Annotated in this window: 20 protein-coding genes; 6 read left to right on the top strand and 14 right to left on the bottom strand. The window is 67.1% G+C overall.

Annotated elements, in window-relative coordinates; genetic code table 11:
* Positions 1-6: 6 nt before the first annotated feature.
* On the top strand, positions 7-987 hold the full coding sequence (locus tag Rhe02_RS34340) for an aldo/keto reductase (RefSeq protein WP_203912611.1): 981 nt from the start codon (positions 7-9) through the stop codon (positions 985-987).
* Positions 984-1,421 (top strand): hypothetical protein, encoded by a 438-nt coding sequence (locus Rhe02_RS34335; RefSeq protein ID WP_203912610.1) that lies wholly within the window; start codon positions 984-986, stop codon positions 1,419-1,421. Before Rhe02_RS34340 ends, Rhe02_RS34335 begins: the two co-directional genes overlap by 4 nt.
* A gap of 3 nt (positions 1,422-1,424) precedes the next feature.
* On the opposite strand, the gene Rhe02_RS34330 is transcribed toward Rhe02_RS34335, so the two are convergent.
* From Rhe02_RS34330 to Rhe02_RS34315, 4 genes are all read right to left on the bottom strand, one after another.
* Positions 1,425-1,973 (bottom strand): hypothetical protein, encoded by a 549-nt coding sequence (locus tag Rhe02_RS34330; RefSeq protein ID WP_203912609.1) that lies wholly within the window; start codon positions 1,971-1,973, stop codon positions 1,425-1,427.
* A 52-nt stretch (positions 1,974-2,025) separates the two neighbouring features.
* Entirely contained in the window at positions 2,026-2,364 is a 339-nt protein-coding gene (locus Rhe02_RS34325; RefSeq protein ID WP_203912608.1) for a YkvA family protein, read from the bottom strand.
* 178 nt (positions 2,365-2,542) lie between these two features.
* Complete coding sequence (locus Rhe02_RS34320; protein WP_203912607.1) at positions 2,543-3,085, bottom strand: CHRD domain-containing protein; 543 nt, start codon at positions 3,083-3,085, stop codon at positions 2,543-2,545.
* Between the two features lie 114 nt (positions 3,086-3,199).
* Positions 3,200-4,573, bottom strand: a complete 1,374-nt coding sequence (locus tag Rhe02_RS34315; protein WP_203912606.1) for a glycoside hydrolase family 16 protein — start codon at positions 4,571-4,573, stop codon at positions 3,200-3,202.
* A gap of 200 nt (positions 4,574-4,773) precedes the next feature.
* On the opposite strand from Rhe02_RS34315, the gene Rhe02_RS34310 reads away from it, so the two are divergent.
* Complete coding sequence (locus Rhe02_RS34310) at positions 4,774-5,241, top strand: VOC family protein (RefSeq protein ID WP_203912605.1); 468 nt, start codon at positions 4,774-4,776, stop codon at positions 5,239-5,241.
* Positions 5,242-5,292: 51 nt separating this feature from the next.
* Here the strand turns inward: Rhe02_RS34310 and Rhe02_RS34305 are convergent, their stop codons facing one another.
* Positions 5,293-6,000, bottom strand: a complete 708-nt coding sequence (locus tag Rhe02_RS34305; protein ID WP_203912604.1) for an SDR family oxidoreductase — start codon at positions 5,998-6,000, stop codon at positions 5,293-5,295.
* Between the two features lie 126 nt (positions 6,001-6,126).
* On the opposite strand from Rhe02_RS34305, the gene Rhe02_RS34300 reads away from it, so the two are divergent.
* Positions 6,127-6,969 carry a helix-turn-helix domain-containing protein gene (locus tag Rhe02_RS34300; protein WP_203912603.1) on the top strand — a complete coding sequence of 281 codons (843 nt, stop codon included), beginning with the start codon at positions 6,127-6,129 and terminating at the stop codon, positions 6,967-6,969.
* Here Rhe02_RS34300 and Rhe02_RS34295 read toward each other — a convergent pair.
* The 9 genes from Rhe02_RS34295 to Rhe02_RS34255 form a co-directional block, all read right to left on the bottom strand.
* On the bottom strand, positions 6,953-8,443 hold the full coding sequence (locus tag Rhe02_RS34295; protein WP_203912602.1) for a hypothetical protein: 1,491 nt from the start codon (positions 8,441-8,443) through the stop codon (positions 6,953-6,955). The two genes, Rhe02_RS34300 and Rhe02_RS34295, sit on opposite strands and share 17 nt — an antisense overlap.
* A gap of 32 nt (positions 8,444-8,475) precedes the next feature.
* Complete coding sequence (locus Rhe02_RS34290; RefSeq protein WP_203912601.1) at positions 8,476-10,413, bottom strand: multicopper oxidase family protein; 1,938 nt, start codon at positions 10,411-10,413, stop codon at positions 8,476-8,478.
* Positions 10,410-10,865: a DUF6220 domain-containing protein gene (locus tag Rhe02_RS34285; protein ID WP_203912600.1), complete on the bottom strand. Its 456-nt coding sequence runs from the start codon at positions 10,863-10,865 to the stop codon at positions 10,410-10,412. The genes Rhe02_RS34290 and Rhe02_RS34285 overlap by 4 nt, the downstream gene beginning before the upstream one ends.
* Positions 10,866-10,952: 87 nt before the next feature.
* Complete coding sequence (locus tag Rhe02_RS34280; protein ID WP_203912599.1) at positions 10,953-11,717, bottom strand: M23 family metallopeptidase; 765 nt, start codon at positions 11,715-11,717, stop codon at positions 10,953-10,955.
* Positions 11,718-11,811: 94 nt separating this feature from the next.
* On the bottom strand, positions 11,812-15,192 hold the full coding sequence (locus Rhe02_RS34275; protein WP_203912598.1) for a caspase family protein: 3,381 nt from the start codon (positions 15,190-15,192) through the stop codon (positions 11,812-11,814).
* A gap of 13 nt (positions 15,193-15,205) precedes the next feature.
* Entirely contained in the window at positions 15,206-15,565 is a 360-nt protein-coding gene (locus Rhe02_RS34270) for an effector-associated constant component EACC1 (RefSeq protein WP_203912597.1), read from the bottom strand.
* A 97-nt stretch (positions 15,566-15,662) separates the two neighbouring features.
* The gene (locus Rhe02_RS34265) at positions 15,663-18,101 is read right to left on the bottom strand and encodes an XRE family transcriptional regulator (RefSeq protein WP_203912596.1); all 2,439 of its coding nucleotides are present in this window, start codon (positions 18,099-18,101) and stop codon (positions 15,663-15,665) included.
* Between the two features lie 121 nt (positions 18,102-18,222).
* Complete coding sequence (locus Rhe02_RS34260; RefSeq protein WP_203912595.1) at positions 18,223-18,687, bottom strand: SRPBCC family protein; 465 nt, start codon at positions 18,685-18,687, stop codon at positions 18,223-18,225.
* A gap of 20 nt (positions 18,688-18,707) precedes the next feature.
* Positions 18,708-19,541: an enoyl-CoA hydratase-related protein gene (locus Rhe02_RS34255; RefSeq protein WP_203912594.1), complete on the bottom strand. Its 834-nt coding sequence runs from the start codon at positions 19,539-19,541 to the stop codon at positions 18,708-18,710.
* A gap of 107 nt (positions 19,542-19,648) precedes the next feature.
* Between Rhe02_RS34255 and Rhe02_RS34250 the strand changes: the two genes are divergently transcribed.
* Together Rhe02_RS34250 and Rhe02_RS34245 are read left to right on the top strand one after the other, a co-directional pair.
* Positions 19,649-20,881 carry an aspartate aminotransferase family protein gene (locus Rhe02_RS34250; protein WP_239124239.1) on the top strand — a complete coding sequence of 411 codons (1,233 nt, stop codon included), beginning with the start codon at positions 19,649-19,651 and terminating at the stop codon, positions 20,879-20,881.
* Complete coding sequence (locus Rhe02_RS34245) at positions 20,878-21,891, top strand: SDR family oxidoreductase (RefSeq protein ID WP_203912593.1); 1,014 nt, start codon at positions 20,878-20,880, stop codon at positions 21,889-21,891. Before Rhe02_RS34250 ends, Rhe02_RS34245 begins: the two co-directional genes overlap by 4 nt.
* The last annotated feature ends 14 nt before the right edge of the window (positions 21,892-21,905 follow it).

Here is a 21,905-nt window from a genome sequence, read left to right as displayed (position 1 = left end):
CGTTTTATGGATTATGTGCGCTTGGGCGACTCTGGCCTGAAGGTGTCCCGGATCTGCCTGGGCATGATGAGCTTCGGCGGCGGGCCCACCCGCGTATGGGCCCTGGGCGACGAAGCGGCCGAGCCGATCGTGGCGCAAGCGGTCGAGGCGGGCATCACCTTCTTCGATACCGCCGACACCTACTCCGACGGGCTCAGCGAGGAGATCACCGGGCGGCTGCTGGCCAGACTCTTCCCACGCCGTGACGACTACGTGCTGGCCACGAAGGTCTACAACCCGATGGGCGAGGGGCCCAACGATCGCGGCCTGTCACGCAAACACATCCTGTCCGGCATCGACGCTTCGCTTCGCCGGCTGGGGACCGATTTCGTGGACCTCTACCAGATCCACCGCTGGGACTACGAGACGCCGATCGAGGAGACCATGCGGGCGTTGCACGATGTCGTCCAGTCGGGCAAGGCGCGCTACCTCGGCGCGTCGAGCATGCATGCCTGGCAGTTCGCCAAGGCGCAGGAGGTGGCCCGCGCCAACGGCTGGACGCCTTTCGTGTCCATGCAGAACCACTACAACCTGATCTATCGCGAGGAGGAGCGGGAGATGATCCCGCTCTGCATCGACCAGGGCATCGGGGTGCTGCCGTGGAGCCCACTGGCACGCGGCCTGCTCACCGGCACCCGCGACCGGGGCGGCCAGGGCAAGACCGTGCGTTCGGCCAACGATCCGCTGGCCGGCAGCCTCTACAGCGCGGAAGACTTCGCGGTCGTCGACGCGGTCCGGGTGGTGGCCGAAAAGCGTGAGCTGCCGATGGCCCAGGTCGCCCTGGCGTGGCTGTTCAGCCGGGCGGGCGTCACCGCGCCCATCGTGGGCGCCACCAAGCCCGCCCATCTTCAGGACGCGCTGGCCGCCATGGAGGTCACCTTGACCGACGAAGATCTGTCCACTGTGGAAGCTCCCTATCGGCCGCACCCGGTGATCGGCCACTCATGACCGCCGGCGGGGAGTCGCTGGCCCGGGTTCGCGCTGCGCAAACGCAGGTGCGCCAGTTCGGCCTGGACCTGATCGCCTCCATCGGCAACGCCAGCCCGACGCTGGGCACGGTGCGCATCGGCCCGGTCCCCTGCGCCGGCGGTGGCGGCAGCTACCGCATCGAGGGGAGCTGGCAGGTTCCCCTCGCGCCGGAGAAACATCACGTCACCCTGCGCGCCGTCCGCGACTCATGGCCGGGTCTGGGCTGGCAGGTTCTGCTCTACGAGGAGTCCGGAAACAAAATCACGCTCGAAGGCCAGGACCCGAGATCGGGGATCACCTTCTCCATCTCCAGCACCACCCCGCCGCACGCCGTGAAGATCGCGGTTGCCACCCCGTGCACCCAACCCCCCGACGGCACGCTGCCCGCTCACAGCCTGACCGTCTTCGAGTAGGGCTCAGGCATGCGACTCTCGGCGGGCGCGCAGGCCAGCCAGCCGGCGCAGCCCCAACAGGTCGCTGCCGGTGCGGCGGTGCACGCCGCGCCAGCGGTCGGAGTTGGACTGCGCGGCCAGCTTGGCCAGCCGCCCTTGCGCGTAGAGCGGTGTCGCCGGGGAGCCCGGCCCGTCGGACAAGCCGTTGTCGCGCAAAGGTTTACGGCGCGCCACCAGCCACGCCTCGACGGCGTGGGCCAGGCTGCCGGCCGCCTTCTGCTCGGCCGCGACCCGCTTGCGCGCGGCTAGCCACGCCTGCACCACGTCCGGATCCCCACCGCAGGCCCGGACGAAAGCGGCGATTGTCGCCTCACGCGGCAGGCTTGCCCGCGCCAAGGCGCTGGCGATCGTGCTCTGCGGAAGCCTGTCCCCGTTAGCCCGCGCTTTACCTTCCAGCTCGCCATACGTCAGCGCGGCCCAGCTGCGCAGCGCCCGCATGGTGTGGACGAATTCGGCCGGAGTGCGTGCCCCGGCCGGGCTTGGCAGGTCGATTTCCGATGCTCCCTCGGACATGAGGTGGCTCATACCCGAAAGCCAGCCGGCCATAACCGGCTGTAGATCACTCCTACCTCGTTTTCCGGCCCGGCTCTAGTTCGGAGCGGCCGTCACGCTGAAACGGCGCCTTGCCGGCAGCGCGGCGACGGCGCGCCAGATTCGTCAGATAGATGAGAGCTGCCGCGAGAACGCCCATATCGTCCAGATAAATGGGATCGGGCAGCAGGTCCACCGGGAAGAAGGTGTAGAGAAGCGAGCCGTAGAAGGCGATCTTCCCGCCTGTTCCCAGCTCCCCCAGCATCCGCTTGGTCGCAAAAAGCTTGCGGCCAACCCGAAACGCCCCATATGCGGTGGCCACGGCGACTAGCGCGACGACGACCCCGACCACAATCCAAGCTTCACGCGACACGCCGCGCAATGTACCCCGTGACCGGGGAATTGATACATGCGCAGGCCGTGCCGACCGGTGCAGAAACCGCAATCAGCACGCCCGCAGTACATCCCTTTTCGTGCTGGCAGCTTCCCGCCCTGCACCGGCCGACCCGGCGCAGCCGCCGATGCCCGGTCGACGGCTGCGCGGTAAGGCTTCAGTGCTCGTGATCGAGCTGAGCCCGGATCTCGCCGCCCGGGTATAGCGACGAGTGCACGTTGACATAGCTGGTGCCGGCCCGGATGGCCGCCACGAACTCGTCGAACTGGCCTGCGGTAATGCCCTGTCCGGTCGGGCCGATGATGTCGGCCGGCGTGATCGTGCCTGTCACGGTGGCGGGCGCCGCCGGGCAGAGCTGGGTCCCGGCTGGGCCGTTGCCGTTGTTGGTGCAGAGGAACACCATGATTCCTCCACTTTGGGCACGGCCGCCGAGGTGGATGTGGGCTTGGGCGACGTTTCCTTCAAGACCTGTGTAGGAAAGCCTGTACGTGACCTCTTGCGCGCGTTCGTCGATGTTGACCCGGAACGTGCCCCGGCCGGTGGTGGAAAACACCAGCGGGTCCTCCTGGTATCCGGAGAGTCTCACATTCAATGTGCTGGAGTCGTTGTGGGCAAGGGCGGCGCTGCCGGCGGTCGTGGCTAGAACCGCCGCACCGGCCACCATCACGACCGCCAGAACGCGGGCGCGCTTAACTATCACCGGTTGTCTCCTTCCGAGAACATTGGTCCCTTCCAATGCTCACGCCCGATATAGCGAGCCGGTTCAATGCGTGACGGCCGCCGCCAAATTGGCAGCGGCCGTCACTCGATCGGGTTAATGCCTGAAGAGGAACCAGTCCACGTCAACGAAGTCCGCCGGCTGCCCACTGGTGAAGGTGAGATACACGCTATGGGTACCGGTGACCGCCGCGACGTTGCCCGGAACCTCGCGCCACGAGGTCCACCCGCCGGTGTTGGCGATGGCGAAGGAGCCGATCGGCGGCGCGGTCGGGCTGTCGATGCGCACCTCGACCAACCCGCTCACGCCCCCGGCCGCGCCGGAGGCCACCCTGGCGACGAAGTCGCGCGGCGTGCTGGAGCCGAAGTTGACCCCGTCGTATCGGGCCCAGTTTCCGTTGCCGATGCTGCCAATGTGGGCGCCGTAGTTCACCAGACCGCTCTGCGCGTTGAAGCTCTCGGCCTGGATCTGGGTGTAGGCGTCACGGTTGCCGCTGGGAGGCGGCGAAGACGGCGGCGGTGAAGAAGGCGGCTGTCCGCCACCACCGCGCGTCCACACGGCCACATAGTCCACCCGCATCGGCACGCCCGAGGCGGTGCTGCCAGTCGGCGTGCCGGTGCCCGCGAGCGCGTTCGGGAAAGCCCCGCCCATCGCCACGTTGAGCAGGATGAAGTAGCCCGCGTGGTTGGTCATCTGCGCCCAGGACGCGCCGACCTGGGACTGGTTGACGGTGTGGAACTGGGTGCCGTCGACGTACCAGCGCAGCTGCTGCGCGTTTTCGTTGGTGCGATCCCACTCGAAGCGGTAGGTGTGGAACGCCGACTGGCACGACGACCCGGGGCAGGCCCTGTTCGCGCCGAGGCCCGTGGTCTCGTTGCACGGCCCGCCCGGGCTGACCCCGCAGTGCAGCACGCCCCAGACCGCGTTGATGCCGTTGACGTTTTCCATGATGTCGAACTCGCCGATGCCGGGCCAGTTCCACCAGTTGCCCCGATAGGGCGCGCCCAAGGCCCAGAACGCCGGCCAGTAGCCGAGTGCGGCGGCGCCGGTCACGTTGGGCATCTGGATGCGGCCCTCGATGCGCAGCACGCCGCCGGCCGGAGCGGTGAAGTTGGACCGCTGGGTCTCGATGCGCGCCGAGGTCCAGCTGCTGCCGTTGCGGATCGGGGTGATCACCAGGTTGCCCGTGCCGTCCTGGCGAAGGTTGGCGGTGCTGTTGGTGTAGCTCTGGATCTCGCCCGTCCCCCAGTTGGCGGGTCCGCCGGGGTAACTTGTGCCGGTGTCAATGATCCAGTTGGCGCCGGACGGGAGCGTGTTGTTGGCACCGTTGAAGTCATCGGCGAAGGCCAGGGTCCAGCCGGTCGGGGTCGGCGGAACGGCGGCGTCGGCGCTGACGGTCAGGAAGAATCCGCTGGCTGCGGTCAGAACGGTGACAAGAGCGACGGGCAGCAAGCGGGAGCGTTTTCTCATATGCCCATGCCTCCTCGATATTGGCGAGAGAGCGCTCTCTCGTATGGTTAAGGCCAGGAAACACCGAGGAAACAGAGATGTCAACACATCGATATTGTGCGGCTCCTCCCGGTACCCAGAAAAAATCTTGAGAAGAGCTGTCGATCCGCCCGCACTTTGTTCGACGTATGGGTGAAGCTGACCTTTGGAAGGAGCAAGCCATGCAGAAGATCAGGCCTTACCTCTGGTTCGACAACCAGGCCGAGGAGGCCGCAAACCACTACGTCTCCATCTTCAAGAACTCGAAGATCACCGACGTGCAGCGCTACGGCGAAGCCGGGCCCGGCACACCCGGCTCGGCCATGATGGTCAGCTTTGAGCTGGACGGCCAGGAGTTCCTCGCCCTCAACGGCGGGCCGTTGCACAAGTTCAACCACGCCATCTCCCTGTTCGTCAACTGCGAGTCGCAGGCGGAGGTCGACGACCTCTGGGACAGGCTTGGCGAGGGCGGCGAGCCGGACGCGTGCGGCTGGCTCAAAGACCGCTATGGGCTGTCCTGGCAGGTCGTCCCGAAGCAGCTGGGCGAGCTGATGAGCAACCCCGATCCGGAAAAGGCCAACCGCGTCATGCAGGCGATGCTGGGCATGACGAAGATCGACATCAAGGGCCTGGAAGACGCCGCCAAGTAGACACGACGACGTCCCGGCCGGCTGCGCAACCACGGCCGGCCGGGACGTTGCCTATATGGAAGCCATCTGGTGCTCCAGCGCGGCAGGGTCGCTGCGCCACAGGTCGTAGCCGTTGCGGGACATGGGGTCGGGGAAGATGTTGTCCTGTTTGGCCTCCAGCCCGTCCAGGATCGCGGCGGCCACCTCGGCCGGGGTGGCTTTCGGGATGGGGAAGGCACTGCTCATGTCGGTGTCCACGGCGCCCGGGAAGACGCCGTGGACGGTGATGCCGGTGCCGGTGAGCTGAGCGCGCAGAGCCTGGGTGGCCGAGGCTGCGGCCGCCTTCGAGGCGCTGTAGCCGCCGATCGCCGGGACAGGGGCGAAAGCGAGCAGGGTCAGCAGGTTGACGATCGCGCCCGGCGCGTTGGCCTGCAGCACCGGGACGAAGGCACGGGACATGGCCAGGGTGCCCAGATAGTTGGTGCGCCAATCGGATTCGACCGCCGCGAGATCGCCGGTGAGCGAGTCGGTGAAGGCCAGCGAACCGGCATTGTTGATCAGAAGCGTGACATCGGTGGCCAGTGCGGCGGCAGCGGCGATCTGGGCCGGATCGGTGATGTCGAGCTGAAGCGGGACAACGCGTTCGTCGGTTTGGGTCATCGCGGTGCGGCTGGCGGCGTAGACGCGGCGCGCTCCCCGATCGAGCAGCGCGTCGAGCAGAGCGCGGCCGATGCCGCGGTTGGCGCCGGTGACGAAGGCGGTGCTGCCAGAAATTTCCATTTCCTTCTCTCCTAGGTCGGTGTCCTTCCAGGCTCGGCTGGAACGACACCGCTACCCAGGGCCCGGCTTAACCATGGGTCTGACAGAACCAGGATGGCGAAGCCGCAGGAGGCCATACTGGACCGCATGGATCGACGCAGTGAGCTGTCGGAGTTCTTGCGCTCCCGCCGCGGCCGGATCAGCCCCGGCGAAGCCGGCGTGGCCGGGCACGGGCAGCGACGCCGGGTGCCGGGGCTGCGCCGCGAGGAACTGGCCCAGCTCGCGGGGGTGAGCGTCGACTACTACGTGCGCCTGGAACAGGGCCGCGCCACCAACGTTTCCGACCAGGTCCTCGACGCGGTGGCGCGGGTGCTCAAGCTCGACGCCGACGAGCGGCTCCACCTCGACCGGCTGGCCAAGCCCGGACGCGAGCCGCGGCGGGTGGTGCCGCAGCAGCAGGTGCGTCCGGGGTTGCAGCACCTGCTCGACGCGATGTCCGATGTGGCGGCCTACGTCATCGGGCGGCGCACCGATCTGCTGGCCTTCAATGCGCTCGGGGCAGCGCTGATCCCAAGCCTGCAGACCACGCCTGCGCGCCAGCGCAACTTCGCCCGGCTGCTGTTCACCGACCTGGCCACCCAGTCCCTCTTCGTCGACCTGCGCAGCAAGGCGCGCGACGCGGTCGCCTTCCTGCGGGTGGCGGCCGGCCGGTTCCCCGACGACCCCGCCCTTGCCGAACTGATCGCCGAGCTGGACCTGCGCAGTGAACTGTTCCGGCGGTTGTGGCAGGAACATCCGGTACGCGACAAAGGCCACTCGCTCGTGCAGGTCAACCATCCCGTGGTGGGGCCGCTGTCGCTGGGCTATCAGGCGCTGCGCCTGCCCGATGAGCCCGATCAGACGCTGGTCACCTACAGCGCCGCGCCCGGTTCGGAGTCGGCGGGTTCGCTGCGCCTGCTCGCCTCATGGCACCTCACTGATAAGAGATGAACACCGGCGACGGGTTCAGCTCGACGGTCTGGGCCGGGGTGAAGGTGGGCGTGTCCTCGTCGTAGAAGTTCTTCCAGCCCCACCGCACGTTTGGCGGCGGCGAGACGCGCAGGAACCGCCACGTCTCAAGCTTCTGGCCGCGTGAGCCGAAACCGTCGGCGTGGATGACCACCTGCAGCTCATCGTGGGATGTGTCCAAAGTGGACCGATTGGTGATCATGTCGAGGCGGAACTGGTGCAGCATGAGCAGTTTCTGCGGCAGCTTGCGTTCCCGGGTGAGCTGCGCCAGCCAGGCCGAGGTGGCGTTGACCTCGCCCGCGGAGACCGAGCCGATCTGTTCCATGTGCCGCTGGCCGGGTTTGAGCCGCCATTCCGGGTCCAGCGCCAGCCCGACATGGGGCAGGGCAAGCAACTCGGTGTAGCGCTTGGCCTGGGTGAGAAAATCGGTCAGACCGGGTTGCAGATCCAGCACCACGTACATGCCCGCCGCCCCGGCCGCGTCGACCCAGGGACGCAGGTGAGCCAGGCTCGACTCGCTCGAATAGTCACCGTCGGGTCCGGCCCCGCCCGAGGCGACCGTCGCGATGATCTCGAAGGCCGGCACCACCGGCTCCTTGACCAGCGAGGCATAGCCGGCCGCCACCTTCTTCGCCCGCGCCACCGCCTCCGGCACGCCCTGCTCGCCCAATGAGCCGAGCTTGGTGTCGCCGGGGTGGCCGTAAAGGGCGACCATCCGCCGGCCGGGAAAGAGCACCTGTCCGCCCGCGGGCAGCAGTATCCCGCCGGCCGCGGTGTCGACGCGCTGGCGAAGCCGTTCCGGCGGGCCGAAAGCGCTGCCGAGGCCGAGCACGTGATCGACCGGCTGGCCCGCCAAGGCCTTGATGGCCGGGGCCTCAGCACGCGGATCGAACTGCGTCATGGTGAGGATGCGGGCGCCGCTGGCACGCACCGTGGCCAGAGCCGCCTTGCTCAAAGCATCGTCGACGGCGAGCACCAGCACCCGGTTAAGGGGCGGATCGGGTTTGATGTCGCGCAGGGCGGCGTCGAAAATGCTTGGCGGCGCTGCCGAGGCCGAGGGGCTGACCTGTGCCCACTTGGCGGCCTGCGCGCCGATCGTCACCAGCGACCCCGTTTGGAGCCGGACCAGCTCGGTGCGCAACGGCCCACCGTCGCCCGCGCTGGGCGTGAGCAACAGCGGAACACCCATCCTTATCGCCGACTCGGCCGCCTTCGGCAGCTCAGCCTGATTCTCCTCGCCCAGCAGCACGACCGCCGGGGCACGGCGGAAGAGCACTCTGCTGGTGGCCAGGGCCACCTCCGCGGCGGTCGCGCCCGCGGCCACCAAGGTCGCCTCGGCCGGGACCGCTGTGCGCAGCTGGCCCGGTAGCACCATTCTCGGCGGATCGTCCTTTGTGCACGCGGAGATCACCAGCATTCCTGCGAGCATCATCGCTGCCAGCCCGAGCCGGGTCACATCAACCGAGCCTACACTCCAGTGAAGGCGATCTATTCGGGGTGGTTGTCGCCATGGTGGTGATAATTTGGCACCAACCCTTCGTACCGAATGTGCAGCATCATGCCCTGGGCGGCATGCTTCAGATTGTGGCAGTGAGCCATCCACACTCCTGGATTGTCGGCCCGTAGCGCCACCTCCCAGGTCTCGCCGGGCAGCACCTCATAGGAGTCCATCCACAGCGGACTGCCGGTGGGCGCGATCCCGTTGCGGCTCAACACAAGCACCTGATGCCCGTGCGGGTGCATCGGATGCGCCTCGCGGTCGCGGTTGACCACGGTCAGCTTGACCAGCTCCCCTTTTCTGACGATGAGCTCCGGCGCTTGCGGCCAGGTGCGCCCGTTGACCGTGTAGGCGTAGCCGGGCAGGCCTCCCATCAGGCGCAGCTGACGATCGAGCACTACTGTGTGCGAGCGGTCGAAGGCGACCGGGGCCGCCGTGCCGGGTTTGCCGTAGCCGAACAGGTCAAGGTCGGGCACTCCCATCTCCACTGCCGACGCGGGCGCCGACAGGCCCAGCCGGGGCTGGCCGTCCACCCCCAGCTGCACCGCTCCTTCGGGCATGGTGAACGTGACGTCGTACCGGCCACCCGCGGCCAGCCGCAGCGCCTTCCCCGCGACCGGCCCGGGATCGATCAGGTCGGTGCCGTCCACCGCCGACAGTCGCCAGGACACGCCGGTGAGCAGGAACCGGTGGGTGACATCGTCGGCGTTGATGAGCCGCAGCGTGACCGGTGTGCCCGCGGCCACCTGCCGCGAGGCGGCACCGGTGACCAGCCGGTGGGCGAAGATGAGCACCTCTTCACCGGGCTCGGGCCGCTCCTGGATGATCAGCGCTCCAAACAGGCCCTTCTTGACGCCCGCATGAGAAACCTGATGGGTGTGATACCAGAACGTGCCGGCCTTGTCCGCAGCGAACCGATAGACGAACTGCTGCCCCGGCATCACCGCTTCCTGAGTCACCCCTGCCGTTCCGTCATCTCCATTGGGTACCGGATAACCGTGGAAATGAAGGGTCACCCCCTCCTCGATGTCGGTGTTGCGCAACAGCACCTCGACCGTGTCACCCTTGCTGGCCCGCAGCACCGGCCCGGGTGTCTGCGCGTTGAAACCCCAAGCGCCCGAGGCAAGGCGGCTCGCGGTGAGCTCGAATCGTGACACCGGCCCCAGGGCCGCCGAGGCCAGCCGCAGCGGCGCGGCGTCCACTCCGTGCAACGGCGCGGTGAAGGTGCTCAGCAGCGCCGACCCGGGCCCGGCCAGCAGGGCGGCCACCAGCAGGCCCACCGCCACCGGACGCCGGTAACCGATGATGAGCAGGAAGACGGCCACCGTCAGCGCGACCACGATCACGCTGTTGAAGAAGGTTGCCGGATAGCCCACCACCAAGGTGACCACCACCCCGGCCACCGCTCCGCAAGCGGCCGCGATCGCCGGCAGCACGCTCGTCCGGCGCGCGAAAACCACCACCGCGATCGCGGGAAGAACCAGCAGCGGCAAGGAAAGCAGCGCCTTCTCCTGAACGAAAGCCCATCCCCTCTGCGCAAGCAACCCGACGAGCAACACACGCAACGCCGTGAGCCCAAGCGCCGCAGCGGTTACCGCGATCGCCGCCACCCTTCCGCCGACAGCGCCGCCCTCACCGCCTTGGCCTGCACCGCCGCGTTGGCCTTCCGCACCGCCGCCTTGGCCTGCACCGCCGCTCTGGCCTTCCGCACCGCCGCCTTGGCCTGCACCGCTCTGGCCAGCACCGCTGCTCTGGCTTTCCGCGCCGCTCTGGCTTTCCGCGCCGCTCTGGCCGGCGCCGACCGGGGCCGGCTTCCCGGCGTTGGCTGTGGCGCCTCGGTGGGCGGCCAGGACTGCGGCGGCTACCCAGGCCACCGCTACCAGGATCGTGGTGAGCAGGTCGAGGGCCAGCAGCGCTTGCGTGCTCATGCGGTTGCGGGAGCTAGGCTCCTCGCCTTGTCGTGCTTGAGCGCGAGAATGAATGTCCGCACCGACGCGGCCAGAACGGCCAAGGCGTTTACGGCGTGGAAGGCGACGATGAGATGCGCCGCCGGGGTCGATACCGGCGGCACCGAGTCGATGTCGGCTCCGGCCGCCCCGGCCACAATGAAGATCACGATCTGGAGCACGACCAGCAACATCGGGGTGAGCGCCAGCATCGCGATGCGCCAACCGGCCTTCGCCAGAAACGCTGCGGTCATCGCGAGCAGCGAGAGCACCATGATGGTGTCCGCGTTGGCCGAGTGCAGAAAGAACGCCTCGTGATGGTCCTCGGTCGTGATCGGCCACGGGACGGTGAAGCTGCCGTAGGCCGCGAAGTAGAACTGGAGCACCACCGCCAGCAGCATCAGCCCGCTGATCGCCACGAACACTTTACGCATAGAGCACATAATAGAGTAATTCGGACTAACCCTACAAGGAAAGCCCGGCACACCTCTCGGTGGCCGGGCCTTCGCCGATCGCCTTGCTCAGCAGCGCGGCACTCCGGGAATGAACCCGTCGTACCCCGTCAACGCATAGGTGTCAGAGATGTAGCCGCTGCCGATGTTGTCCCAGATGTTGCTCGTGCCATAGGTGCCGGTGACCGTCGTGCCGGTGGTCTGACAGCGAATGGTGACCCTCGCGCCGTCCGCCACCGAACCCACGACCGCGTAGCCCGTGCCGGGCCCGGAGCGCACATTGAGATTCGCGCCGGCCGTGTTCACGGTGGCCGTCGCGCTGCCGCCGCACGCGTTGTCACTGGTGTAGTTCTTCGTCCCCCAGTAGAGGGCGAGAGCACCATTGAACCGGGCCTGAATCGCCGACCCGCCCGAACGCTGCTCGTAATGCAGATGCGGCCCGGTCGAGCCGCCGGTGGTGCCCACCCAGCCGATGACCGAGCCGTACCCCACCGATGCGCCAACGGACACATTGAAGCCGTTAAGGTGCGCGTAGTAGGTGGTGTAGCCTCCGCCATGGTTGATCCGCACATACTTGCCATAGCTGGTGTTGCCCAGGTTGGTCACCACGTCCACCGTGCCGGGCGCGCTCGCCACGACCGGGTCGCCCAGGTCGTCTGTGCGGTTGAAGTCGATGGCGTTGGCCGGGCTGTGATTGGTACGGGTCTGCCCGGACCAGGTCTGCCCACAGGGGAACGGAACCTTGAAGTTGGGCGCGGCCAAAGCCGAGCCAGGCGCCACCACCACGGCCGCCCCCACCAACACCGCGATGATGCCTATCCGCAAGGTGCGCATACCATCTATCACCTTTCATTCGAGGTGATCGAGATGGTAGGGCCGCCGCTTACAAATCGTCTACAACAGACCCACATGAGGTCAGATGCGCTGGCTAAACCTCCTCCTCTTTCTCAGCTGCGATGCGATCTATCGCGGCAGCGACTTGGTCTTCCCAGGGCTGCGTGGGATGGTGCGCCGGGTCGTAGGGAGGCAGCTTTGGAATTTGCGCTCCCAGTTCCTCCAGAAGAGACTTTGCACATGACAGCGGGAACCTTCTGACGTAGGGATCCCCATCGGCCCAGGCGCGCCGATAGGCCGCGTTGGCGTGGTGGATCGCCGCCTGGGTATCTCCGACAGCCTGCCAAAGTCGGGCCAGCTCTAGGTCGGCTTGAACCGGGACAGCCGAAAGGCGATGGGCTTCCTCCCGCGCGACCTCATGTTGCCGCAGGATCTGAAAGCGCGCCAACGCAAGCAGGGTGTCCGAACTGGCGTCCTGTATGCCAACTTCATTCGCCATACGCACCGCTTCCTCAAGGCTCTCCACTGCCAGAGCAAACTCGCCGTGATCGAGCAGCCACCTGCCTCGCACGCTGTGTAGCATGCGAGTGACTCGCCGATTGTGTCCCTCACGAGCCAAATCCTCGACCGCCGCGAAGTCGCCCACGCTCACTTGCCCACGTGGGTAGCGAAACTCCTGCAGGTATGCCAGCTCGGCGCGCCCAGGCCGATAAACGTCCAGCGACCATCCTCGCCCCATCGAATCGAGGAGATTCCAGGTCTGTTCGGCTTCTTCCCAAAGGCCCCTTACACAGAGGGCAGTGAACTGGTTTAGCCGAGTAACGAACAACTGCTGCGGGTCTTGGATCGCTTCAGCCAAGCGGACAGCTAGCGTCGAACATCGCACAGCCAGCACCATTTGATTTATTGTGGCGTAAGAAACCGATAGGTTATGCACTGCCATGGACAGCGCACGCCAATCCTCGGATCGAACATAAATTTCAGCTTCCAAATGCCCAAGTTTCAGTGCCTCGTCGAAATGATCCAGCCCGTGCAGACTATTTGACACAGTATTGAGCATGAGACCTAAGTCTGGGTCAAAGAAACCTTTCGGCGATGAGTCCCAGCCGCGCGGGAAGAAGGGGCGCATTAAGGAAAGCACTTCGACATGAGCTTCAATGTTGAAATAGAGCGCACTCAGCAAATTACTATAGATCGTATCCCATGCATCTTCGAATCTGCCAAGGTGCAGCAAGGTTCGAACGACGGTGAGCGCATTACGCAGATCACCGAGTGTCTCCGCCTCTTCATATGGATTGTGTGGCTGTTGCGAGAAGTGGTCGACGATCTGCTGCCCGACAAGGTCCCGGGCCTCGCCGCCAAGACTGGTGGCGGCTACTGCTCGCACGACTGGGTGTAGATCCCAGCGGCCAGCGTGACGGTCATATTGGAGCAGGCCGCGTTTTTCGAGGTCACGCACGGTTCTAGTCAACGCCGCCGGGGCATCGCGCGACTCGAGCGATCGCTGCCAATCAATGTGCTTCTGTTGGTGCTCACGCCACCATTGCATGTCCTCCTGATGTTTTCGCTTAGCATCAACACGCGCCTCGGGCGACATTACTTCCCAATACGGATGCTGCTCAGGATCTTCCGGCTCGAGTATCGGCGGGGGCGGGGGCGGTAGATGCGGGTTGAGGGCCTCCAGCGTGGAATAGTCCAGGGTTCCGTGGACCAGGCTCATGGTGCACAACAACTCGCGGCTCTTCTCGGGAAGGGCTGCCATCGCCGTGGTGAGGATGTGGTTGCGCTTTTGGACTAGGTCGAGGCTGGCGAGGTTGAGCTGGCCGCCGTGTTCGGGGTCGGTTGCCCATTTGTCGAAGTCGCCTCGGGCGGGAAGGTAGTCGTTGATGAGGCCGGCGAGGATTCCGGTGACGAGTGGGTGGCAGTCGCAGTGGCGTTGTAGGTAGTCCTGGATGTGGTTCGAGTCGCCTTGGACGCCGCAAGCACGGATCAGGGCTTCAGCGGCGGCGGGGCGCAGGCCTGGGAGGCGTTCGTGGAGGACTCCGGGGACTGGCTGGCTCGCGGAGTTAAGGAGGACACGAGGCACGAGTCGTGAAGTGATGAGGATCTTTGATGGGCTTGCGGCGGCCAATCGGCGCAGCAGCTCGTCGTCCATGGGACGTATTGCGCTGCAAGGGTCGCGGCTGGCGATCTCGTCGGTTTGGCCGGCCTGTTCGTCGGGCAGCTGTGGGGCGTCGTAGCGGTGGTAGGCGACCAGGACCCGTTCCAGGCCGTCGAGGATCAGCAGCCATGGTCGCGCATGCAGTTGGCGCAGCAGCAGCTCCGTCAGGATGGTCTGCTTCAGCTCTTTGAAGGTGTCGCGCGGCTGGCCGGTCATATAGGCCAGCGCATGCCGGCAGAAGTCGGCCATGACGGCGCCGTCTTCATAGAACGAGTACCAGAAACGCCCCGCCCAGTCGTCGCGAACACCGGTGGCGTGGCGGGTGGTCCACTCCCAGGTGAGCATGCTCTTGCCGGTGCCGCCGATGGCTTCGAACAGCAACAGCGGATGGGCTTCGGCGGGGGCGGCCCAGTCGCTCAGAGTGTCCAGTTGCGACATTCGGCCCACGAAGTCGTGGGAAGCCATGTAAATCGGCTCCGCGTATAGCGCTGGTGGCGCCGGAATCCCGTCACCGGCGTCCGCCTTCTTCGATTTTCCTTTGCCCAGCGCGATCGGCCGCCGCGGGCCGGGGACGAACGAGAGGTTCTTCAGCCAGGACAGCTGGCTGGCCCAGGCGACGTCGTTGTGGACCGGCTTGTGTTCGGCGGGAAGCAAATCCGTCAGCGCCCGCCAGACATCGGCGGGGGTCAACAGCTCCCGCGTGTCCGGCGCGCCTTCCAGGGCTTGCAGCAAGGCGGCGGTGAATAGTGTCGTCTCGCCGTCCTGGGGCGCGGACGCTGGGGTCCCGGCGTCTGCCGCGCCCACGAAATACCAGCCGGCCGTGTCGTCGAGCTTTACCGCAACGCCAGGCAGGTGACGCGCGGCGCGACCGGAGTAGCAGCAGTCGAGGATCAGCATTCGCCTGTCGGTGGGCCTGCCGCCGACGGCGGTTACCAGGTCGGCGATGGTCACCATGGTGGCTTTGGCGTTGGCCCGATCGGCATCCGTCATGGCCATGCAGAGTTCCGCGCCCACTGGCTCGGCATGCCCGACGAAGTACACCAGAAGGAGTCCTTGCCGGCCAACCAGTTTGCCGGCGTCGGCGATGGTGCGCAGGACGGCAGCGCGGTCCGGGTCGAGGAGTTCGACGAGCCGCAGCGGGCGCGTCAGGCCCCACGCCTTGCCCGCCAAGGCGGCGGCTAGCCGCTTGGTGTTCTCGTGTGCCGCGAAGACCGGAGGAAAGTCTGACCCCGGATATTCGGCCACGCCGATCAGCACTGCCACCGACTGACCGGGATCTATGCGCTCGAGTTGATCAACCGCCGTTTCGGTCACGCTGGCTCATCCTTCACGGCGTCAGCGCGTCGCGGACCATTTCCACGGCCGCTTCCGGGGTGCCGGTGAATTCCACCTCTACCCGGCGGGTGCCGTCCGGGAGGTCGGTGCGGGTCAAGACCAGCCGTGCCTTGTCCGAGCCACCGCGAACCCGCCCGCGCAGGAAGTCGTACAACGCCTGAACGGCAAGGGGAAGGAGAGCATCGGTAGCGATGAACTCCAGCACTTCAGGCGCGCCAAGCGAACCTGGCCGCACGGCCGGCTGGCCCCGCTGCACCGTCGCGTCGTCCAAACGCGAATCGGCTTGAAGGAACGCGAGCAGCTCGGCTAGCCCTTCGTCGGCATCGTCAACGAGTTCAACCTCAACCCGCACAGCATTCCTCCACACCAAACTATGTTCAGGTTGACTACGTCGGCCAGCCTGACATGATCGGGAAGGGATCAGAATCCCCCAACGGGCTCCAAATGCGTCAGCAACCCGACAGCAGCCGGCGGATCTGGTCGGCATCGGTAGGTGAGAGTTTTTCGTAGAGGGCGAGCGCCTGCTCCAGGTGTGGGGTGGCCCTGTCCCGTCGATTGGTGTGCAGGTGGGCTTCGGCGGCCTGGTGGTGGGTCTGGGCTTGGCCGTAGGCGTGATCGAGGCGTTCGAAGAGGGCCAGCGCCTGGTCGATGTTGGCTTGCCCTTCGGGATCGCCGGCCTTGATGCGGGTCGCGCCGAGGTTCTTGGACGCCTCGGCCTGGCATTCCAGGTCGCCCAATTCCAGGGCGATGTCCAGGCTCTGGTGCTGGCAGCGGATCGCCTCGGGCAGATCGCCGAGGCGATCATGGATGATGCCGACGTTGGCGATGCTGATGGCCTCGCCGCGGCGATCGCCCATCCGGCGGCGCAGCTCGAGGCACTCATGATGGCAGGCCAGCGCTTCGGTGAGGCGGTCCTGGCCGCCCAGAACCACGCCGAGGTTATTGAGGATCACGGCCTGGCCGCGCAGATGTCCCAGCTCACGGAAGAGTTCCAGGGTGCGCTGCTGGCTGAGGATGCCCTCGGCCACCCGGCCCTGCTTGGCGTAGACGATGCCCAGGTTGCTGTGGCAGGCCGCGGCGCCCAGCTTGTCGATGAGGCGCTCGCGGATTTCGAGCGCGCGCAGGTGACATTGCTCGGCCATGGCCAGGTCGCCCTGCCGATCATAGGCCACGCCCAGGTCGCCGACGGCCAGCGCGAGAGCGGGCAGGTCGTTGTTCTTCTCGGCGAGCCCGACCGCGATCTCCTGAATGCGAATCCAGGTCTCGGTGTGCCCGCGCACCCGGAAGAACGCGAACAAGGCCTGCGCCAGCTGGAAGGTGGCCGCCGCCGGGGCCCGCTCGCAGGCGGCGGCCTGACCGATGAGCGCCAGCAGGTTGGTGCGCTCCTCCTCCAGCCATTCGATCGCCGCCGCCGCCGAGTCGAACCTCAGGCCGGACCCGGCCCACCTTCCGTCGATATTGGACAGTCTTTCCGCGCCCGGCATCAGCAGGGCGCTCGCCGCCCAGGCCGAGCCGATGGCCAACGCCAGCACCCGTTGCAGGGCCTCGGCCTCACCGCTCGGGGCGAGGGTGCTCGCGGCGAGCTCTTGGGCGTAGAGGCGCAGCAGATCGTGCAACCTGTACCGGCCCGGCGCGGTCGCCTCCAGCAGGTGCACGTCGACGAGGCGTTCCAGCACCTCCTGCGCGGAGGCGGCGTCGAGCTCCATCAGCCGGGCCGCGGTCGCCACCGCGATATCGCCCCCGTCCGGGATTCCCAGCAGCGGGAAGGCGCGCGCCGCCTCCTTGTCCAAGGGTTCGATGCTGCGCTTGAGGTCCTCATAGGACACTGCGAAGCTGGCCCGCACCCCGGTGTCGCCCGCGTTGAGGGCGTCGAGCCGGCCGCGCGCCGCCGACAGCTGCTCGACCAGGGTGCTGACCTGCCAGCTCGGGCGGCTGTTGAGCCTCGTGGCCGCTATCCGCAACGCGAGCGGGAGCCCGCCACACAGGCTCGCCACCATGGCGGCGGCCTCCTCCTGCGCCGCGACCCGTTGGCCCGCAAGCTGTTGCAGCAGCGCCACCGACTCGGCCGGGTCGAACATGGCCAGGTGAACGTGAAGCGCCGCGGGAAGGTCGGTGAGCATGCGCCGGCTCGTGGTGATGACCGCGCAGCTGGACGCCCCCGGCAGCAGCGGGCCGATCTGGGCCGAGTCTGCCGCGTCGTCGAGCACCATGAGCAACCGCTGCCCGGCCAGCGCGCTGCGCAGCGCGGCAGCCGCCTCGTCGAGCTCACTGGGAATCTGCGAAGTGTCCACGCCGAGCGCGCGCAGGAACCTGCCCACCACTTCGAGAGGGCGCAGCGGCAGCTGCCGGGGCGAGGCGCCCTGTAGGTTGACGTAGAGCTGCCCGTCGGGGAAGCGGTCGCTGAGCCGATGCGCGGCCTGGATGGCCAGGGCCGACTTGCCGACCCCGGGTGAGCCCTGAATCACCGCGACCGGGCTGGGCCCGGACCCGGCGGGTGTGGCGAGCAAACTCTCAAGTTTGGTCAAATGCTCGGCCCGGCCGGTGAACCCCCACACCGCCTGCGGAAGCTGACGTGGGCCGGTGGCCCGGCGCTCCACATTGGAGGTCTCGGTGCTCGCCTGCTCGTAACGCCTTGCCCGCAACCATAGCTGGTGCAGCTCCACGAGCTGCTCGTTGGTGGTGCCGTGCACCTTGGCGAAGCGCAGGATCGCGGTGAACTCCGAGGGCACCGATTCCCCTGTGCAATAGCGGTGCAGCGCGGCCGCGCTCATCAGGCTGCGGCTGGCCAGCGCCCGGTAGCTCTGGCCGGTGCGCTCCTTGATCTCGCGAAGCGTTTTTGCGAACACCATCACCGGGTGTCCCGAGTCGTATGTGGACACGCTGGTCACCGGCCCCCCTTTGTCCCCCTGTCCCTGGATACTGCCAGACGCTATGCCTGCGCATCACCCCTTCGGTTTACTTGAGGTCATCGGGTAACGACGCGAGTATCCACAGTGGACTATCCGAGGGCTAGCCCGCTTCCAGCTCCTTCTTGAGACGGGCCAGCGTTTTAGCCATATTCCCCCGGTTAGCGGCCGGGCGGTCGTGGGCCACCTTGCCGGTGAAGATCCGGCCAAGGACCATTCCCGCCCGGCCGCGACGGTCCTGCCAGTATTCGGTGACCGTGGTGCCCTCCCCCTCGGGGGTGAGCCGGTAGCCCCAGCGTGAGATGGGCTGGCCGAAGCTGGTGACGTCGAAGGCGAATTCACTGCCCGGCTTGGCCACGGCCACTTGGCAAGTGGTGAACCAGATGTAGCCGGCACGCCTGTTCCAGCCGACGAAACTCCTCGGCAGACCGTCGGGGCGGCGGCCGAGGACCCACACGGCGAAACATTCCGGGCTCCACCGCGCCATCCGCCGCACGTCGCTGACCGCCGCGTAGACCCGCTCGGCCGGGGCCGCGACCGTGATCTGCTCACTCACCTCTGTCGTCATGCCCACACCATAGACATCGGTCAGTCGTGCAGCCAGGGGAGGTAGCCGGGCAGATCGCCGGGCACCCGCCCGGTGAACTGCGGCTCGCGCTGTTGCTGGAAGGAGGCGAAGCCCTCGGCCGCGTCGTCGTTGCCGACCGCGTCGGCCGCCAGCAGCGAGTCGAGCCGATGCGCCGGCATCGGGGAATCCATGGCGCTCATGCGGTACAGCATCTGGCGGATCACGGCCACCGAGACCGGCGCGGTCTTGGCCGCGATGGTGAGGGCTAGCTGACGTGCCTTGGCCATCAGCTCGGCGGGCTCGTACACGCTGTGCACCAGACCGGCCGAGAGCGCTTCCGCCGCGCCGAAGGCCCGGCCACTGATCATCCAGTCCAGCGCGCATCCCATGCCCACAAGCCGGGGCAAGAACCATGCGGATGCGCCTTCGGCGTAAATGCCGCGACGGCTGAACACGTAACCAAAGCGGGCATCGGTGGCGGCGAGGCGATAGTCGCAGGGCAGGACGATGGTGGCCCCGGCACCCACCGCCGCGCCCCGGATGGCGGCGATGACCGGTTTGTTCATGGCGAAGATGCGCATCGAGCAGCGTCCGGCGGGCTCGGCCCACTCCGGTGTGGACTCGGGCGAGTGGTCCAGCTCGGAGATGGTGAGGTCGAGGCCGGAGCAAAAGTGCTCGCCCTCGCCAGTGAAGATCACCACTCGGACGGTGTCGTCGTTGTCGGCCCGCCCGAACGCGTCAGCCAGCTCGTCGGCCATCACCAGCGTGTAGCTGTTGCGGGCCTGCGGGCGGTTGAGCGAGATGGTGGCGATGCGCTCGGCAACCTCGTATTTGATCTCCCGGTACGAGTCCACCTTCGCCACCCTAGGGCTCGCGATCACCGCTGGCAATCACTAACCCGACTGCACAGGGTCCGCCAACTGCCTTGATAGGCAGCGATCTCTACGGCAGACTTCGATGCGTGCCTAGCAGGATCATCGATCTCTACCGCCGGCACCTAGGCGACGGGCAGGGCCGCGTCGCGGCCATGCTGAACACGCCGCTGGAGGCCGCTGCCCAGGGCGCCCTGCTGTCCACAGTGGATGGACGGGAGATGCTCAACTGCGGCGGGTATGGGGTCTTTTTCGTGGGCGCGGGACATCCCACCGTTCTCGGCGCGGTGCGCACACAGCTTGAACGCCAGGCACTTTCCACCCGGGTGCTGCTCAACGAGCCCGCCGCGCTCGCGGCGCAGGCGCTCACCTCGGTCGCGCCGGCCGGCCTGAGCAAGGTGCACTTCTCCTGCTCGGGGGCGGAAGCGGTGGAGACGGCCATCAAAATCGCTCGCGCCAACGGGCGTAACCGGCTGGTGTCCATGGCCAACGGCTACCACGGCAAGACCACCGGCGCGCTTTCGCTGACCGCGCGGGCGCTTTACCAGGACCCGTTCCGGCCCTTGCTGCCCCAGGTGTCGCATGTGCCGTTCGGCGACCTCGACGCGCTGGCCGCGGCGCTGGGCGAGGACGTATGTGTGGTGGTGGAGCCGGTGCAGAGCGAGGGTGGCGTGGTGGTCGCTCCGGCCGGGTACCTCAAAGCGGTTCGCCGGCTTTGTGACGAGCACGGTTCGATGCTCGTGCTCGACGAGGTGATGACCGGGCTGGGCCGGCTGGGCACGTGGTGGGGCGCGGATCGTGACGGGATCGTGCCCGACATCCTGCTGGCGGGCAAGGCGCTCAGCGGCGGCCTGGTACCGGTGGCGGCCACACTGGCCACCCCGCAAGCATTTGCGCCTTTTGACCGCGACCCCTACCTGCACACGTCGACCTTCTCGGCGGCACCGCTGGCCATGGCCGCGGTCAGGGCCACCGTCGAGGTGATCCGCGACGAAGGCCTGGTAAAGCGAGCCGGCCAGATCGGGGAAAGATTGCTCGCCGGGCTGACCGCGATTACCGCCGCCCAGATCCCCCATCTCGTCAGCGAGGTGCGCGGGGCGGGTCTGCTGATCGGGGTCGAATTCCGTTCCGGGCACTACGCCGCCGAGTTCCTGATGGATCTGCTCGACAACGACGTGATAGTCAACCATTCGATGAACGCCCATCCGGTGATCCGGCTGACCCCGCCCGCAGTGCTGACACCCGAGCAGGAAAGCCGTTTGCTGGAGTCATTCGAGTCCGCCTGCAAGGCACTGGCCGCCAAGTTCGAGGCCGCGGCATGACGGTCCTGGTCACGGGGGCCAGTGGTGTGGTGGGCACCGCGGTGCTGCGCGAGCTTTCCGGCTACGAGGTGGTCGCCGGGGTCTACCGGCGCCTGCCGACCGGCACGGACCGGATGGTCCGGCTCGACCTCAGCGCTCCCCTGCTTGGCCTGGATCCGCTTGCCTATCAACAGCTTTGCGCCGAGGTTGAGGTCATCGTGCACTCGGCGGCGATAGTCAACTTCTCCGCCGACCAGGCCGAGGTGGATCTGGTCAACATCGAGGGGCTGGGCCGGGTCATCGAGCTGGCGGCCGAGGCCGACGCGCTGCTCGTGCACATCAGCACGGCCTACGTGTCGCGCTACGGCAAGGCCGGTGGCGGTGACCGGCTGGGCACCGCGAAACCGGCGGCGCGCACCGACGAATACGTGACTTCGAAGTTCCTGGGCGAGCAGATGGTCCGCGACAGCGGGGTGGACGCCGTGATCGTGCGCCCGTCGGTGGTCATCGGTGACTCGCGCAGCGGGGAGATCCGGCAGGCCCAGGCCGTGCACACGCTCGCCGAGTATCTGCTCAAGGGCCAGCTTCCGTTCCTGCCCGCGCATCCGGGCTCCTATTTGGATCTGATCCCGCAGGACCTGGTGGCGCAGGGGGTGCGCGCAGTGCTCGACGCGGGGTTGCGCAAGGGCGAGTTCTGGCTCACCGCCGGGCCGGCCGCGATGCCCGCGGAGCGCTTTCTGGAACTGGTTGCCGAGGAAGCCACCCGGTTGGGCCGGGTGGCCGCCAAGGGCAGGCTGGCCGACCCCGGCATCGTGGACCGTCTGGTGCGTCCGGCTTTTGCTGATGTGGTACCAAAAGACGACCTCGCCCGCCTGGACAGCGCGGTGGCCGTATGCGGGTTGGTGATCATCACGGATCTCCTGCCCACTTCGCTCGGCCGGCTTCCCGGTGGTCCGGCCGCGCTCACCGTCGCCGACGTCGAGCAGGCGTGGCGAATCTCGTTGCGCCGGTTGATCCCGGACCTGACCTAACTGGAGGCCCTGCG

It is taken from the genome of Rhizocola hellebori (assembly GCF_016862955.1).
In the GTDB taxonomy this organism is placed as follows: Bacteria; Actinomycetota; Actinomycetes; order Mycobacteriales; family Micromonosporaceae; genus Rhizocola; species Rhizocola hellebori.
This window is presented reverse-complemented; position numbering and strand designations above follow the sequence as displayed.